At 69.5% G+C, this 14267-nt stretch carries 14 protein-coding genes; 8 read left to right on the top strand and 6 right to left on the bottom strand.

Going from position 1 to position 14267, the window contains the following annotated elements:
- The first annotated feature begins 120 nt into the window (after positions 1–120).
- Positions 121–735 carry an ATP-dependent Clp protease proteolytic subunit gene (locus FFS56_RS18495; protein WP_046748605.1) on the top strand — a complete coding sequence of 205 codons (615 nt, stop codon included), beginning with the start codon at positions 121–123 and terminating at the stop codon, positions 733–735.
- The gene (locus tag FFS56_RS18500) at positions 732–1322 is read left to right on the top strand and encodes an ATP-dependent Clp protease proteolytic subunit (RefSeq protein ID WP_046748606.1); all 591 of its coding nucleotides are present in this window, start codon (positions 732–734) and stop codon (positions 1320–1322) included. Before FFS56_RS18495 ends, FFS56_RS18500 begins: the two co-directional genes overlap by 4 nt.
- Positions 1323–1465: 143 nt before the next feature.
- On the opposite strand, the gene FFS56_RS18505 is transcribed toward FFS56_RS18500, so the two are convergent.
- The 4 genes from FFS56_RS18505 to ribA form a co-directional block, all read right to left on the bottom strand.
- Positions 1466–1795 (bottom strand): helix-turn-helix transcriptional regulator, encoded by a 330-nt coding sequence (locus FFS56_RS18505; protein ID WP_046748607.1) that lies wholly within the window; start codon positions 1793–1795, stop codon positions 1466–1468.
- Positions 1796–1861: 66 nt separating this feature from the next.
- Positions 1862–2779 carry a helix-turn-helix transcriptional regulator gene (locus FFS56_RS18510; protein ID WP_127012803.1) on the bottom strand — a complete coding sequence of 306 codons (918 nt, stop codon included), beginning with the start codon at positions 2777–2779 and terminating at the stop codon, positions 1862–1864.
- Between the two features lie 72 nt (positions 2780–2851).
- A complete protein-coding gene (locus FFS56_RS18515; RefSeq protein WP_058632825.1) occupies positions 2852–3340 on the bottom strand; it encodes a MarR family transcriptional regulator in 489 nt (162 codons plus the stop codon).
- Between the two features lie 29 nt (positions 3341–3369).
- The gene (gene ribA / locus FFS56_RS18520; RefSeq protein WP_127012802.1) at positions 3370–4029 is read right to left on the bottom strand and encodes a GTP cyclohydrolase II; all 660 of its coding nucleotides are present in this window, start codon (positions 4027–4029) and stop codon (positions 3370–3372) included.
- A gap of 128 nt (positions 4030–4157) precedes the next feature.
- Between ribA and FFS56_RS18525 the strand changes: the two genes are divergently transcribed.
- Positions 4158–5177: a zinc-dependent alcohol dehydrogenase family protein gene (locus FFS56_RS18525; RefSeq protein WP_046748610.1), complete on the top strand. Its 1020-nt coding sequence runs from the start codon at positions 4158–4160 to the stop codon at positions 5175–5177.
- On the opposite strand, the gene FFS56_RS18530 is transcribed toward FFS56_RS18525, so the two are convergent.
- Positions 5167–6102 carry a DMT family transporter gene (locus FFS56_RS18530; protein ID WP_164734126.1) on the bottom strand — a complete coding sequence of 312 codons (936 nt, stop codon included), beginning with the start codon at positions 6100–6102 and terminating at the stop codon, positions 5167–5169. The genes FFS56_RS18525 and FFS56_RS18530 overlap by 11 nt on opposite strands.
- Positions 6103–6272: 170 nt before the next feature.
- Between FFS56_RS18530 and FFS56_RS18535 the strand changes: the two genes are divergently transcribed.
- A complete protein-coding gene (locus FFS56_RS18535) occupies positions 6273–7112 on the top strand; it encodes a sulfurtransferase (RefSeq protein WP_046748612.1) in 840 nt (279 codons plus the stop codon).
- On the opposite strand, the gene FFS56_RS18540 is transcribed toward FFS56_RS18535, so the two are convergent.
- On the bottom strand, positions 7100–7942 hold the full coding sequence (locus tag FFS56_RS18540; RefSeq protein ID WP_249353004.1) for a hypothetical protein: 843 nt from the start codon (positions 7940–7942) through the stop codon (positions 7100–7102). The two genes, FFS56_RS18535 and FFS56_RS18540, sit on opposite strands and share 13 nt — an antisense overlap.
- A gap of 388 nt (positions 7943–8330) precedes the next feature.
- Here FFS56_RS18540 and FFS56_RS18545 point away from each other — a divergent pair, with 388 nt between their 5' ends.
- The 4 genes from FFS56_RS18545 (at position 8331) to FFS56_RS18560 (ending at position 14258) form a co-directional block, all read left to right on the top strand.
- The gene (locus FFS56_RS18545; protein ID WP_046748614.1) at positions 8331–8981 is read left to right on the top strand and encodes a hypothetical protein; all 651 of its coding nucleotides are present in this window, start codon (positions 8331–8333) and stop codon (positions 8979–8981) included.
- Positions 8978–9334 carry a hypothetical protein gene (locus tag FFS56_RS18550; RefSeq protein ID WP_046748615.1) on the top strand — a complete coding sequence of 119 codons (357 nt, stop codon included), beginning with the start codon at positions 8978–8980 and terminating at the stop codon, positions 9332–9334. The genes FFS56_RS18545 and FFS56_RS18550 overlap by 4 nt, the downstream gene beginning before the upstream one ends.
- A 226-nt stretch (positions 9335–9560) precedes the next feature.
- Positions 9561–12758 (top strand): glycoside hydrolase N-terminal domain-containing protein, encoded by a 3198-nt coding sequence (locus FFS56_RS18555; RefSeq protein WP_127012801.1) that lies wholly within the window; start codon positions 9561–9563, stop codon positions 12756–12758.
- A gap of 66 nt (positions 12759–12824) precedes the next feature.
- Positions 12825–14258, top strand: coding sequence for an MFS transporter (locus FFS56_RS18560; protein ID WP_127012800.1), 1434 nt, complete (start codon positions 12825–12827; stop codon positions 14256–14258).
- The last annotated feature ends 9 nt before the right edge of the window (positions 14259–14267 follow it).

Raw genomic sequence — 14267 nt, forward strand, 5'->3', positions numbered from 1 at the left:
CGCCCTGCCCGGCCCACCCCAGCGCCCTGAGCGGATGTCTCCCACCGGCATCCGCTCAGGGCAGAGCCGCTCAGGGCGGATTCGCGCCGTCCGCGATGTGCTGCGGCCGATGCTGGGGGCATGAGCGAAGACAACCCCATCCCGCAGTTCGGTCCCGAAGCCCGGCGCGCGCTGTTCCATGAGCGGGTGCTCGTGCTCGACGGCGCCCTCGACGACGACAACGGCACGCTGTTGATGACGCAGCTGCTCGCGCTGTCAGCCGAGGACCCCACGGCAGACATCGCCTTGTGGATCCACTCGCCCGGCGGGTCCGTGCCCTCGATGCTCGCGATCCGCGACATCATGCGGCTGATCCCCAACGACGTCGCGACCCTGGCTCTCGGTCTCGCGTGCAGCGCCGGGCAGTTCCTGCTCTCCGCCGGCACCCCGGGCAAACGCCGGGCGCTTCCGCACGCTCGGATCCTCATGCATCAGGGGTCCGCGGGCATCGGCGGCTCCGCGGGAGAGCTCGAGACGCAGGCCGACGACCTGCGGCACATGCGCGACACCGTGCTCGGACTGATCGCCGACGACACCGGTCAGCCCGTCGCGCGCATATTCGAGGACTCGCTGCACGACCGCTGGTACACCGCGACGCAGGCGCAGGACTACGGCTTCATCGACGCGATCGTGGTCTCGATCGGCGACGTGATGCCGCGACGACGCGCGCGCGTCGGTCTGGGGGTGGACGCATGAGCACCTACTCGATCCCCAACGTCATCGCGCAGCATCCCCGAGGCGAGCGCATCATGGACGTGTACTCGCATCTGCTCGCGGAGCGCGTCATCTACCTCGGCACCGGCATCGATGCGGGGGTCGCGAACGCCCTCATCGCACAGCTGCTGCACCTCGACGCGGACAGCCCGGAATCCGGCATCCAGTTCTACATCAACAGCGAGGGCGGCGATCCAGGGGCCGCGCTGGCGATCTACGACACCATGCAGCACATCCGTCCGCGCATCGCGACGACCTGCGTCGGCCAGGCCATCGGCCCCGCGGCGCTCCTGGTCGCTGCAGGAGACGTGGGGGAGCGGGCGGCCCTCGCCCACGCGCGCATCGTTCTGCATCAGCCCGCAGGGCAGTCGCGCGGTGCGATCCCCGACCTCATCCTCGCCGCCGACGAAGTGGTGCGGGTGCGTTCCGACATGGAGGAGATCCTCGCCAGGCACAGCGGTCGCACGGTCGCCGAGCTCCGAGCCGACACAGACCGTGATCGGGTGTTCACGGCACCCGCCGCGCTCGACTACGGACTGATCGACACCGTGCTCGGCGCGCGGAGCTGAGGCGGCGTCCGGGCTGCCGGACGGATGCATGAGCGACGGGCGGCTGCAGGACCGACGCGGGACCTGTGGTCATGCATCCGTCCGCCGCTCATGCAGGTGACGGGTCAGGACCAGATGACGGGTCAGCGACCACGGGTTCGGGGTCAGGCGGCGAGGGCGAACGCGCCGCGCGAGGGGGCCGTCGATCGCAGACTGTCGGCCACGTCGCTGGTGAGCTCGATCAGACTCGTGTCGAGCGCACCGGCGATCGCGGCGATCATCTCGCTCGACGGCTCCTTCAACCCGCGTTCCACCTCGGAGAGGTACTGCGGCGAGACGCCGGCCTTCTCGGCGGTCTCGGTGAGCGTCTCCTCGCGGTCGTGTCGTCGACGACGCAGCTGGTCGCCGAGGAGGTGACGCCACAGCGGCTCGGGGTCGTTCGACTTCGGGCGGTCGGAGCGAGGAGTGTGCGGGAACGAGATCAGGTCGGCCATGCCTCACGATAGGCCGGGGTGTCCGGACGGTTCGAGCGGTTCTGCTCAGAGCAGAACCGCGGGTCCTCAGGCGTCCGCGTGACCAGGGGCGGAGTCTGTCGAAGCCGAGGAGCCGGCGTGTTCGGTCGAGGGGGATGCAGCGGCATCCGTCGCCGCCCAGCTCGCGAGCATCCTCAACTTGTCGGCCGATGCCGTCCCTGGCTCCGCGGTGTACGTCGAGAGGTGCAGCCCGGGATCGGCCGGCAGCTCGAAGGCCTCGTAGGAGAGCTCGATCTCCCCGACCACGGGATGCGTGATGCGCTTGACCCCGGTGCGGTGGAAGCGCACGTTGTGGGCGGCCCACAGCGTGCGGAACCGCTCGCTCCGCGTCGAGAGCTCGCCCACCAGGTCGGTGAGCTTCCGGTCGAACGGATTGCGTCCGGCTTCCCCGCGCATCGCGGCCACGAGCTCCTGCGTGTTCCGATCCCATTCGGGGTAGAACTCCTGCGCGGCCGGATCGAGGAAGGCGAAGCGCGCGCTGTTCGGCTGCGGCTGCGCGAACACGGGCGCGTAGAGGGCGCGACCCAGGGCGTTCGCCGCCAGGTAGTCGAAGTAGTTGTTGCGCACGATCGCCGGAGCTTCGGTCATGGCGTCGAGGAGGCGCAGGATGCTCGGACGCAGCTCTGTCGTCTTCTTCCGTGGTGCGCGCGCGACCGGCGAGGTGTTCGCGGCGCGGGCGAGGTCGAACAGGTGCGCGGTTTCGGCCTCATCCAGCTGGAGCGCACGGGACAGCGCATCGAGCACGCTGTCCGATGCCCCGGACAGGTCTCCGCGTTCGAGACGCGTGTAGTAGTCGACGCTGACCCCCGCGAGCAGCGCGACCTCCTCGCGACGCAGTCCGGGAACGCGGCGGTTGCCGCCGAACGCCGGGAGTCCGGCCTGATCGGGGGTGATGCGTGCGCGCCTCGTGGAGAGGAACTCGCGCACCTCGCTGCGGGTGTCCATGCATCCGACGCTACGCGCTCGACGACCGCACAGGGAGGTACTGGCGGTACCGGTGACCCCGGGGGCCGTACGTCAGAGGGCCGCGGTCACGCCGGGGAGCAGCTTTCCGAGGATCGCCCCCAGCTGCTCGCGTTCCTCGCCCGTGAGGGGGTCGAGTACGAGCTCCCGCACCTGCTCGACGTGCACGGGGGCCGCCGTGCGGAGCATCTCCCGTCCGGCCGGCGTCAGCGAGGCCGAGAGCGTGCGCTTGTCGGAGCCGCAGGAGGTGCGCTCGACCCAGCCGCGCTCCTCGAGCGAGTCCAGCGCGTGGCTCAGACGCGACCGGCTGAGGCCGGCGATGCGGGCGAGCTCGGTCATGGTCACGGCGCTCTCACCCCGGCCGGCCAGGGTGATGAGGATGGCGTAGCGGGCGTGGTTGAGACCGACCTCTTCCTTCAGCGTGCGGTCGAGCACCTGAGGGAGCAGCTGCACGAAGCGGATGACCGGCAGCCAGGTGTCCATCTCGGTGTCGTCGAGCCGACGCGGATTCTGCTCCGCCGTCCCGTCCGCCTCCGAGGTCATGATGCCCTCCCGTGCTGTCGCGCCTGCCGTCATGCCGCGGACAGGTCGAGTGTGTGCGCCGTGTGGTCGCGCTTGGCCTGCAGGTAGCGGGAGTTCGACTCCGACAGGTGCACCTGGGTGGGTACGCGCTCGGTCACGCGGACCCCGAGGGCTTCGAGCTGCACCGCCTTGTCGGGGTTGTTGCTCAGCAGGCGGATGCCGTCGACGCCGAGCGCGTGCAGCATCTGCGCCGCCACCGTGTAGTCGCGCTCGTCCTCACCCCGGCCCAGGGCGACGTTCGCCTCGTACGTGTCGAGGCCGGCATCCTGCAGGGCGTACGCGTCGAGCTTGGCGTACAGGCCGATGCCGCGCCCCTCCTGGCGAAGGTAGAGCAGGAAGCCGCCCTCCTCCGCGATGCGCTCGACGGCCTCGCGCAGCTGAGGGCCGCAGTCACAGCGTTCCGACCCGAACACGTCGCCCGTCAGGCACTCGCTGTGCGGGCGCACGAGCGGGGCCTCGCCGCCGTCCTCTGCGCGATCGATCGCCGCCCGCCATTCGCCCAGCCCGAGCAGCAGGTGCTCGCGGCCGTCGGCCAGCCCGTCGAAGGTGACCACGTCGGCGGTCGTGGAGAAGCCGTCGCCGAATCGCAGCGGGACGCGGACGCGGGTGCGTTCCGTCGCGACCGGAGCGACGGTTGAACTTTCAATCATGCCGGGTGCAACGCGGCCTGCTGCGGAGTATTCCCCGCGGATCGGATTCCGAGGAGTTCCCTCAGTACCTCCCATCCGCCGTGGAATCGGAGTTGACTGGGGGTCACGCGACAGAAGGAGCATCACGAATGCGCGGAGTAGTCATGCACGCCCCAGGCGACGTCCGGGTCGAGGACAGGGAGAAGCCCACCATCACGCGGCCGACCGATGCCGTGATCCGTATCGCCGCGACCTGCATCTGCGGGTCCGACCTCTGGCCGTATCGCGGCGCGAACCCCGTGGACCACGATCCGATGGGACACGAGTACGTCGGCGTGGTCGAGGCCATCGGTGACGAGGTGCAGACGCTCGAGGTCGGCGACTTCGTCGTCGGCTCCTTCATGGCATCCGACAACACGTGCGAGATCTGCCGAGCCGGATACCAGTCCCGGTGCGTGCACGTCGTCCCGATGGGCCGGTACGGCACGCAGGCCGAGTACGCGCTCATCCCGCACGCCGACGGCACCCTGGTCGTCACTCCAGGACAGCCGGACGCCGACCTCATCCCGTCTCTGCTCGCCGCATCCGACGTCCTGGGAACCGGATGGTTCGCCGCGGTCGCCGCCGAGGTGGGGCCGGGCAAGACCGTCGCGGTCGTCGGCGACGGCGCGGTGGGTCTGCTGGGCGTCCTGGCCGCACGCGAGCTCGGCGCGGAGCGCATCATCGCGATGAGTCGCCATGCCGATCGGCAGGCTCTGGCGCGCGAGTTCGGTGCCACCGACATCGTCGAGGAGCGGGGGGACGAGGGGGTCGCCCGCATCAAGGAGCTCACGGACGGACTCGGCGCGCACTCCGTGATCGAGGCGGTCGGCACGCAGGAGTCGATGATGCAGGCGATCCGTTCCACCCGTCCCGGCGGCCACGTCGGCTACGTCGGTGTCTCCCACGATGTCGCCCTCCCCGGCGAAGAGCTCTTCTTCTCCGGAGTGCATCTGCACGGCGGCCCTGCTCCCGTGCGGCGCTTCCTCCCCGAGCTCATCCAGCTGATCTGGGACCGGAAGATCGATCCGGGCAAGGTGTTCGACCTCACGCTGCCGCTCGAGGACGCAGCGGAGGGCTACCGCGCCATGGACGAGCGACGCGCCACGAAGGTGCTGCTCACGGTGTGATGTGCGGAGGCGTGGGCTCCTGCGGGCGTCGTCGCTGTCGCTGTCGCTGTCGCTGTCGCACGAGCTTCACCTCGCTCGCGAGGATCCCGAGCACGACGAGTGCACCGCCGACGAGCGCGGTCGCGGGCAGGCGCTCGCCGGCGAGGCGTCCGATGACCCCCGCCCACACCGGCTCTCCCGCGTAGATGATGGTCGCGCGTGTGGGGGAGACCGACTTCTGCGCCCAGTTCATCGTCAGCTGGATCAGACAGCTCGCCGCCCCCAGTCCCACCGCGCAGCCGACCCAGATCCAGGAGAAATCGGGAACCCTCTCACCGACCACCGGCATGGTGAGCAGTCCCAGCAGGCCTGCCGTGAGCAGCTGCACGATCGTGATGCGTCCGAGGTCGATCTTCCCGGCGAAAAGGCTGATCAGGATGATCTCGGCCGCGATCGGCAGGGTGCTGATCATGGTCGCGATCTCACCGGTGCCGAGCGTCAGGGCGAAGGCATCCGGCCCCGCGATGAACAGCAGCCCCACGAACGCCAGTCCCGCACCCGCGAACGCCATGGCCGGGGGACGCTTGCGGAACACGGCCCACTGGGCCAGCGGCACCATCGGCACGTACATCGCGGTGATGAACGCCGAGGTGCTGCTGTCGATGGTCTGCAACCCCAGCGTCTGCAGGCCGTAGCCGAGGTAGATCATGACGCCGATCGCGATGCCGGCGCCGATGTCGCGCCAGCGGATGCCGCGCAGAGCGCGTCGGAAGATCACGACGCTGATGAGTCCGGCGATGAGGAAGCGGATGCCGACGAAGAACCATGGCCCGGAGTGCTCCATGGCCCAGTGCACGAGCAGGAAGGTGCCGCCCCAGACCGCGGTGATCGCGATGAGCGCGGCTTCCTGGGGGCGCAGACGCATCCACCGGAGACGAGAGGGCATCGTTGCCCCTTTCTCGACGTTGCCGGATAGAGCCTAACGGGCCGCAGTCGTCGTTCGAATCGCGCGGATGGTGCCGAACAGCCGTCGGATCGAGCCAGTTGCGCGATGCGAAAGTGACGGGAGAAGACGGCCGGGCGCCGATGCCGCTGCGGACTCGGTAGCCTCGCAGCATGAGCGACTTCGTGAGTGCCGTCGAACTGAACGACCTGCTGACCGGGGGTGCGCCGGTGCGTGTGATCGACGTGCGCTGGCGCCTCGATCGTCCCGACGCCGGACACGACGACTACCTCTCGGGCCACATCCCCGGCGCGGTGTTCGCCGCTCTCGACACCGAGCTCGCCACGTACGGCGAGGCCGCGGAGGGGCGCCACCCGCTCCCGTCCACGGCCACGCTCCAGGACGCGGCCCGTCGCTGGGGGGTGCGATCCGGCGACACGGTCGTCGCCTACGACGACTACAAAGGCATCGCCGCAGCCCGCGCCTGGTGGCTCCTGCGGCAGGCCGGCGTCGACGTGCGCGTGCTCGACGGCGGCATCAGGGCGTGGCGGGCTGAGGGGTTCGACATCGCGACGGACGACGTGAGCCCGGAGCCCGGCGATGTCGTGCTCGACCCGATCGGAGACGATGCGTTGTCGATCGACGAGGCCGCGGCCTTCCCGGCGTCCGGGGTGCTGATCGACGCGCGGGCCGCGGATCGGTACCGAGGCGACTCGGAACCGTTCGATCCCGTGGGTGGTCACATCCCCGGTGCGCGCAATCTTCCCGAACCCGTGCACTTCGACGCGGACGGGAAGATCCTCGACAGGGAGACGATCCTGGCGACCTTCGCCGAGGTCGGCGTGACGCCGGGAACGCCCGTTGCCGCGTACTGCGGTTCGGGTGTGACGGCTGCCCACACCGCACTTGTACTGCACGAGGTCGGCATCGAGGCCAAGGTCTTTCCCGGTTCGTGGAGCCAGTGGTCGAACACCCCGGGGCGTCCGGTCGCGGTCGGCGATCAGCCCGGTTGATCCTCGCGGGGGCCGTACCCCCACTGCAGGCCCAGCGCGCCAGGCCCGAAAGCCCGACGCACCAGGTGGACCGAGTTCCCGCGAGGCGGCGGGAGGGGGGTGATCGTGACCCCGTCCGGCGTCTCGATGTGCTCCTCGCACCAGTCCGGGATCGCGTCGGGGTGGAAGCGCGTCCACACCAGCAGCTCCCTGGCCTTCTGCGCCAGCGCGTGGCCGGTGTCGTGGGTCTCCGGGTAGTCGGGCGGATACTCGACCGACCACTCGACCATCGCGGTCTCCGGCGCTGTCAGGGGGACGTCGAGTTCGAACAGCACACCGTGCACCTCGCCGTCCGGGTGGGAGTAGCGCGCCGCGATCCTCCCCCCTGACACGGCCTTGAGCAACGGCGCCGGCGTGCGGACGCCCGGGGTGATCTCCAGGAACGGTATCGCCGTGATCGTGCCCACCGTCGACTGCACGATGCTGCGCGTGATGCTGTACGCGACGTTGCCGTCGGCCCCGACATCCGTCACCGAATGGGTGGTGAGCTCGCGGGAGGTGTCGGGGTAGGCCGCCCCCAGCGCTCGGAAGGCCTCGATCACGGCCACCTCGAGCTCCTCCTCGTCGATCGGGAACTGGTTCGGCCCGAGGGGGCCCGTGCGATTGGTCGAGCGGAGCATCCTGCTCAGCGCGCCGACGCGGAGTCCGAGGAGCTCCTCGATGTCGGCGAGGGCTGCCAGCGACTGCGCGCCCTCCGGTCGCCTTGCGCCCGACCGCCAGTAGCTCAGGGTCGCCATCGACACGCGGTTGCCCCGCGCCTTGAGCTGCCGCTGCAGCCAGGACAGGGTCACCGGTTTGGCGTTTATCGCGTCGCGCAGGGCGCTCGCGAAATCATCGTGCTCGGCTCTGCGCGCGTCATCTTCGATGATTCATCACAGATCCCCTCCGGTATGTGAAGATCAGCGCTTTAGAGTGAGCATACGACCGCACGCGCGTACCTCAGGGGACCGGGTGGGCATGTGGGGTCACTTGGCCGTCTTCGCGGGCAGGGTGCCCGTGCCTGCGAACGACCGGCCTGACGCAGTGATGCCCCCCTTGCTGCGTATGTCGTGAAGCCCGGCAATCGATCTGGGGAGATCCGCCGGGCTTCACGAATCCTCCCCCCGCACGGCTCCCGGCGTCGCGGCCACGCAGCCTTGCGTAGACTGGGAGCAACACCCCGGAGGACTCAGGACCGTCATGTCTGCCCCTGCTCGCGCATTCACCATGCGCCACGTGCAATTGCTGCGCGCGCTGTTCGCCGCCGTCGCCGCGCTCATGATCACGTTCTCGTCTGATCACTCCGCACCCGTCGGTCTGTCCGTCTTCAGCGGTTTCGTGTTCCTCACGGCGCTCGTGCACGTGCTCGCCGCCTGGCTGGTGCTGCCGGCCGGATCGCGCTGGCCGTCCGTGCTGCTCGCCGCCGTCGGGGTGGTCGCCGGCCTCGTGAGCGGCATCCCCGTCTGGCGGTCTGATGATCTGTTCTTCGTCGTCGTCTCCTCCTGGGCGATCGTCAGCGGCGGCATCGAGCTGCTCGCCGGCATCCGCTCCCGTCGTGCCGGCGGCATGCTGTCCCGCGACGCGATCTCCGTGGGGGCGCTGGGCGTGCTGCTCGGTATCGCTCTGCTGCTGATCCCGTCCGGGTTCCTCCAGGAGTACACGATCGACGAGGCCGGCACGTTCGTGCTCTCCGGCATCATCCTGGGCGTCGGCATGTTCGGCGGCTACGCGGCGATCGTCGCGGTGTTCCTCGGCATCGCCGGCCTCACGCCGAAGCAGGCCGACGCGGTCACGACGGCATCCGATTCGAACGACAGCACCGCTCCTGCGGGGCACGGAGGAGAGCGATGAGCGACGAGAAGCCCACCCGCCGGGACATTCTGCGACCCCTGCACCTGCTCCTCATCGCACTCGGCTGCGGTGTGTTCGCCATGGTCGTCACGCTGGTCTCCACCGGTGCCTTCACCGCGCGGGTGAACGCCTCCATCGCCAACGGCACCTACGAGGGGCTGACCCCGATCGCCCTCGGACTCGTCGTGGGCGGCGGTGCGTTCATCGTGACGCTGCTGATCCTCGCGATGCTGATCCTCGCCGTCGATCCCGCCGACGTGACGAAGACGATCGATCGTCCCGTGCTGTACGACCCGGAGCCCGAGGGCGAGAACCCCGATTCCGCGGCGCCCGGTCGCTCCGCCTCTTCCTGATCCGATAGCCCCTCGAGCAGGTTCACCCACTCGACCCCGGCGGAACATCGGGTTAAAGCACTCAGAAGAACGCGCTGTAGCCGACACTTTCGGCATATCTTCTGGACAATCGTCGCTATACATCCGATGTTTCATAGCGCACACTGGCTCCGACGCCTCGCATCCACGATCGGCTGCGAGGCCGCACGGCCCCAGTAGATCAACGATGCTCCGGAGGATTGCTGTGATGAAGGACCCCATTTCCCGTCGCCAGGCACTGCAGGTGGGCGGTCTCGCCCTTCTCGCCCCGCTCGTCCCCCAGTTCCTCGCCGCCCGCCCCGCCGCGGCGAGCACGTTCTCGGCGCAGGCTCCTCTCCGCGCCGTGCCGGCGGGGGCGATCCCGCGCCCACAGCTGTCGCCGTACGCGCTCTGGTACGCGACGCCGGCGACGGACTGGGAGACCCAGGCTCTCCCGATCGGCAACGCCCGTCTCGGCGCGAAGCTGTTCGGCAACCCGGACGCCGAGGTGATCCACTTCAGCGAGCAGAGCCTGTGGGGCGGGGTCAACGACTACGCTCTCGCCGGTCAGCCCGACGGTGCGTACGACACCAGCGTGACCGGCTTCGGATCCTTCCGCGACTTCGGCGAGGTGACGGTGGCGTTCGGTGCGCGCACGACCGTCAGCTCTCCCGGCGGCCCGTACCAGGTGTCCGGCGGCGAGAGCGTCGAGAAGACGTTCGACGGCAACCCCGCCACGAAATGGTGCCTGATCGCGCCGCCCGCAGAGGTGACGTGGCAGGCCGATCTCGCCGCCCCCGCCGTCGTCTCGTCGTATGTGCTCACGAGTGCCAACGACGTCCCTGCGCGGGACCCGCAGGACTGGCGCCTGGAAGGCTCGTCCGACGGAGCGGCGTGGGTCGTGCTCGACGTCCGCTCCGAGGCGCCGTTCCCCCAGCGACTCCAGTCCAAGAGCTTCTCGGTCGCCAACACCACCGCGTACGCCCACTATCGCTTCGTCTTCGCCCCGAAGGCGGGAGTCAGCCACTTCCAGGTGGGGGAGATCGCGCTCGGCGGCGTCGAACTGGCGCAGGGAAGCGCCGTCTACGTGTCATCGCCCAGCGGTCACGCGGACTCCCTCGTCGGCAGCATCGATGCCGATCCCGCGACCGTCTGGGCTGTTCCCGCGACGGGCGGTGGCGCGGTGTGGCAGGTCGAGCTCGCCTCGAAGAACACCCTGAACGGCTACGTGCTCACCAGCGCACCGGACACGCCGGAGCTGGATCCACGCGACTGGATCGTCGCCGGCTCGGATGACGGGCTGACCTGGAAGACCCTCGACACCCGAGTAGGGGAGACGTTCCCCGAGCGCGGCGTGGGGCGGACGTTCACGTACGCGAACACCACCGCGTTCGCGATGTACCGCATCTCGTTCTCCGCGCCGGGTGCCATCCGTCTCGGCGGCATCGCCTTCACCGGCGGCGGTTTCAGCACGGCGGGCGCCAAGGCGGTCGTGGACTACCGGCGTGCACTCGACATCGCGGACGGCACCCACAGCACTCACTTCGCGACCGCACAGGGGACGGTGTTGCGCGAGGCCTTCGCGAGCCGGGAGGCCGACATCATCGCGGTGCGGTTCACCGCCGATCGGCCCGGTGCGCTGACGGCGCTGCTCACTCTGACGTCCAAGCAGGACGGCGTCGCCACCGTGGCCGACGCGGGCGGACGTCGGCTGAGTTTCGCCGGGACGATGGCCAACGACCTCACGCACGCGGCCGTCGTCCGCATCGCCGAGACCGACGGCCGGGTCGTCGCCGCCGAGGGCGGGCTGCGCGTCTCGGAGGCGTCGAGCATCACACTGCTGCTCGACGCGCGCACCGACTATCGTCTGAGCGCGGCGCACGGCTGGCGAGGCGCCGCACCGCAGCCCGCGATCGAGAAGGCGCTGAACGCCGCCGCCTCCCGGTCGTGGCAGAGTCTCCGCTCTGCGCACACCGCACAGGTCTCCGAGCTGATGCAGCGCGCGAAGGTGGAGTGGGGAGCGACCGACGGCACCGTGACGGCCATGCCCACAGATCGCCGGCTGCTCCGCTACGGGAAGGGGGAGGCGGACCCCACGCTCGAGCAGACGCTCTATGCGTACGGCCGGTATCTGCTCCTCAGCTCGTCGAAGCCCGGGGGGCTGCCGGCCAACCTGCAGGGGCTGTGGAACAACAGCAACCAGCCGGCGTGGGCCAGCGACTACCACACCAACATCAACGTGCAGATGAACTACTGGGGCGCGGAGACCGCCGACCTCCCGGAGTCCCATGAGGCGCTCGCGACGTTCATCCGCGAGGTGGCGGTCCCCAGCCGGGTGGCGACGCGCAACGCCTTCGGCGCCGACGTGCGCGGGTGGACCGCCCGCACCTCGCAGAGCATCTTCGGCGGCAACTCGTGGGAGTGGAACACGATCGCGAGCGCCTGGTACGCCCAGCACCTCTACGAGCACTGGGCGTTCACGCAGGACAAGAAGTACCTGCGCGACCTCGCCTACCCGCTGATCAAGGAGATCTGCCAGTTCTGGGAGGACCAGCTCAAAGAGCTTCCCGACGGCACGCTGGTCGCGCCGATGGGCTGGTCTCCGGAGCACGGTCCGCGCGAGGACGGCGTCATGCACGACCAGCAGATCATCTGGGATCTGTTCCAGAACTACCTCGAGTGCGCCGAAGCCCTCGGTGCCGACAAGACCTACCGGAAGACCGTCGCCGACATGCAGTCCCGTCTGGCTCCCAACAAGATCGGCCGCTGGGGGCAGTTGCAGGAGTGGCAGACCGACCGTGACGACCCGAACGACATCCACCGGCATACGTCGCACCTGTTCGCCGTGTACCCGGGGCGGCAGATCACCCCCGACACCCCGGAGCTCTCCGCGGCGGCCCTGGTCTCGCTGAAGGCCCGCTGCGGGGAGAAGGAGGGTGTGCCGTTCACCGCCGCCACGGTCTCGGGAGACAGTCGCCGTTCGTGGACCTGGCCGTGGCGGGCCGGTCTCTTCGCGCGCCTGGGTGATGCCGAGCGGGCGGGGATCATGGTGCGAGGACTGCTCACCTACAACATCCTGCAGAACCTCTGGGCGAACCATCCGCCGTTCCAGCTCGACGGCAACTACGGCATCGTCGGAGCGATCGCGGAGATGCTGGTGCAGAGCCATGGTGGGGTGATCCGGCTGCTCCCCGCCGTGCCGGCGGACTGGGCGGTGAGCGGATCGTTCGCCGGTCTCCGCGCGCGGGGCGGGTATCGCGTGGACTGCACCTGGCGGGACGGGAAGGTCGTGTCCTACGACGTGGTCGCCGACCGCGCGCCGAACATGAGCAACGTGATCGTGGTCGTCAACGGGGAGCGTCGCAAGGTGAAGCCGGGCAACCCGAAGAACGGCAAGCCCATGCGCGACCTCGGTCCGGCGCACTGAGCAGGGGCGGCGAGAGGGACGGCGACGATCCGGAATACCGGTGGGGTGGATCGGCTTGCACCTGAGGTGACTGCCTCCGTCGACCGCGCCTCCATCGGACTCCGGTCGGAGCGCGGACCCATCCTCGGCGCGCTCATGCTCGCCACCGGGCTCATCGCGATCGACGCCACGATCCTCGCGACCGCCGTCCCGAGCATCGTGCGCGACCTCGGCAGCTACCAGCAGTTCCCCTGGCTGTTCTCGGTGTACCTCCTGGCGCAGGCCGTGAGCGTGCCCATCTACTCCCGCTTCGCGGACACCGTGGGCCGCAAGCCGATCATCCTGCTCGGCATCGCCCTGTTCCTGCTCGGGTCCATCCTCTGCGGGTTCGCCTGGAGCATGCCGGCGCTGATCGTGTTCCGCATCGTCCAGGGCATCGGAGCCGGTGCCGTCGCACCGATGTCGATGACCATCGTCGGTGACATCTACACGGTCGCCGAACGCGCCAAGGTGCAGGGATACGTCGCGAGCGTGTGGGCCATCTCCTCGGTGGTGGGCCCCGCGCTCGGCGGCATCTTCGCCCAGCTCGACGCCTGGCGATGGATCTTCTGGATCAACGTGCCCCTGTGTCTGATCGCCGGGTGGATGCTGCTGCGCAACTACAAGGAGCAGAAGCAGACCCAGCGGCACAGCATCGACTACGGGGGAGCGGTGCTGCTCACCATCGGGCTCACGGCGCTCATCCTCGGCATGCTGGAGGGAGGAAACGCCTGGGCGTGGCTGTCCGTGCAAAGCGTCCTCTGCTTCGGGATCGGCGTGGTCGCGCTGCTGGCCTTCGGGGTCGTGGAGCGCCGTGTCGCCGAGCCGATCGTCGACCTGCGGCTGGTGACGCGTCGGCTCATCCTCACGACCACGTTGGTCTCGCTCGGCATCGGCGCGCTCATGCTCGGTGTGACGAGCTTCGCCCCCGCCTACCTCGAGGGATCCATCGGCATCGCTCCCCTGCTGTCGGGTCTCGCGGTGGCAGCTCTGACCCTCGGCTGGCCGCTCGCCGCCGCGAACGCCGGACGGCTGTACCTGCGCATCGGCTTCCGTCGCACCACGCTCATCGGCATGAGCATCACGACGCTCGCCGCCATCATGCTCGCTGCCGTCGCCTCCTGGCCGAACCCGTTCGTCATCGCCGGCATCGCGTTCCTCCTGGGCTTCGGGCTCGGGTGGAGTGCGGCCCCGACGCTGATCGCCGCCCAGGCCTCGGTCGGCTGGGGCGAGCGCGGCGCGGTGACGGGGATGAATGCCTTCGCGCGGTCGGCGGGAAGCGCTGTGGGCGTCGCCGTGTTCGGCGCGATCTCGAATGCGGCCATCGCGCAGGGTGCGGGCGCGGACGACCCCGACACGATCATCCACGCGTCGGTGTGGGTGTTCGTCGCCGTCGCGGTGACCGCGGTTCTCACTCTCCTGGCGGCGTCGTTCATGCCGAAGGACAGCGTCGAGGAGCACTCCGGCGAGTCGGGCTCCTAGCTCCTCCCG

This window comes from Microbacterium sp. Beta (assembly GCF_005502545.1).
Classification (GTDB): Bacteria; Actinomycetota; Actinomycetes; order Actinomycetales; family Microbacteriaceae; genus Microbacterium; species Microbacterium oxydans.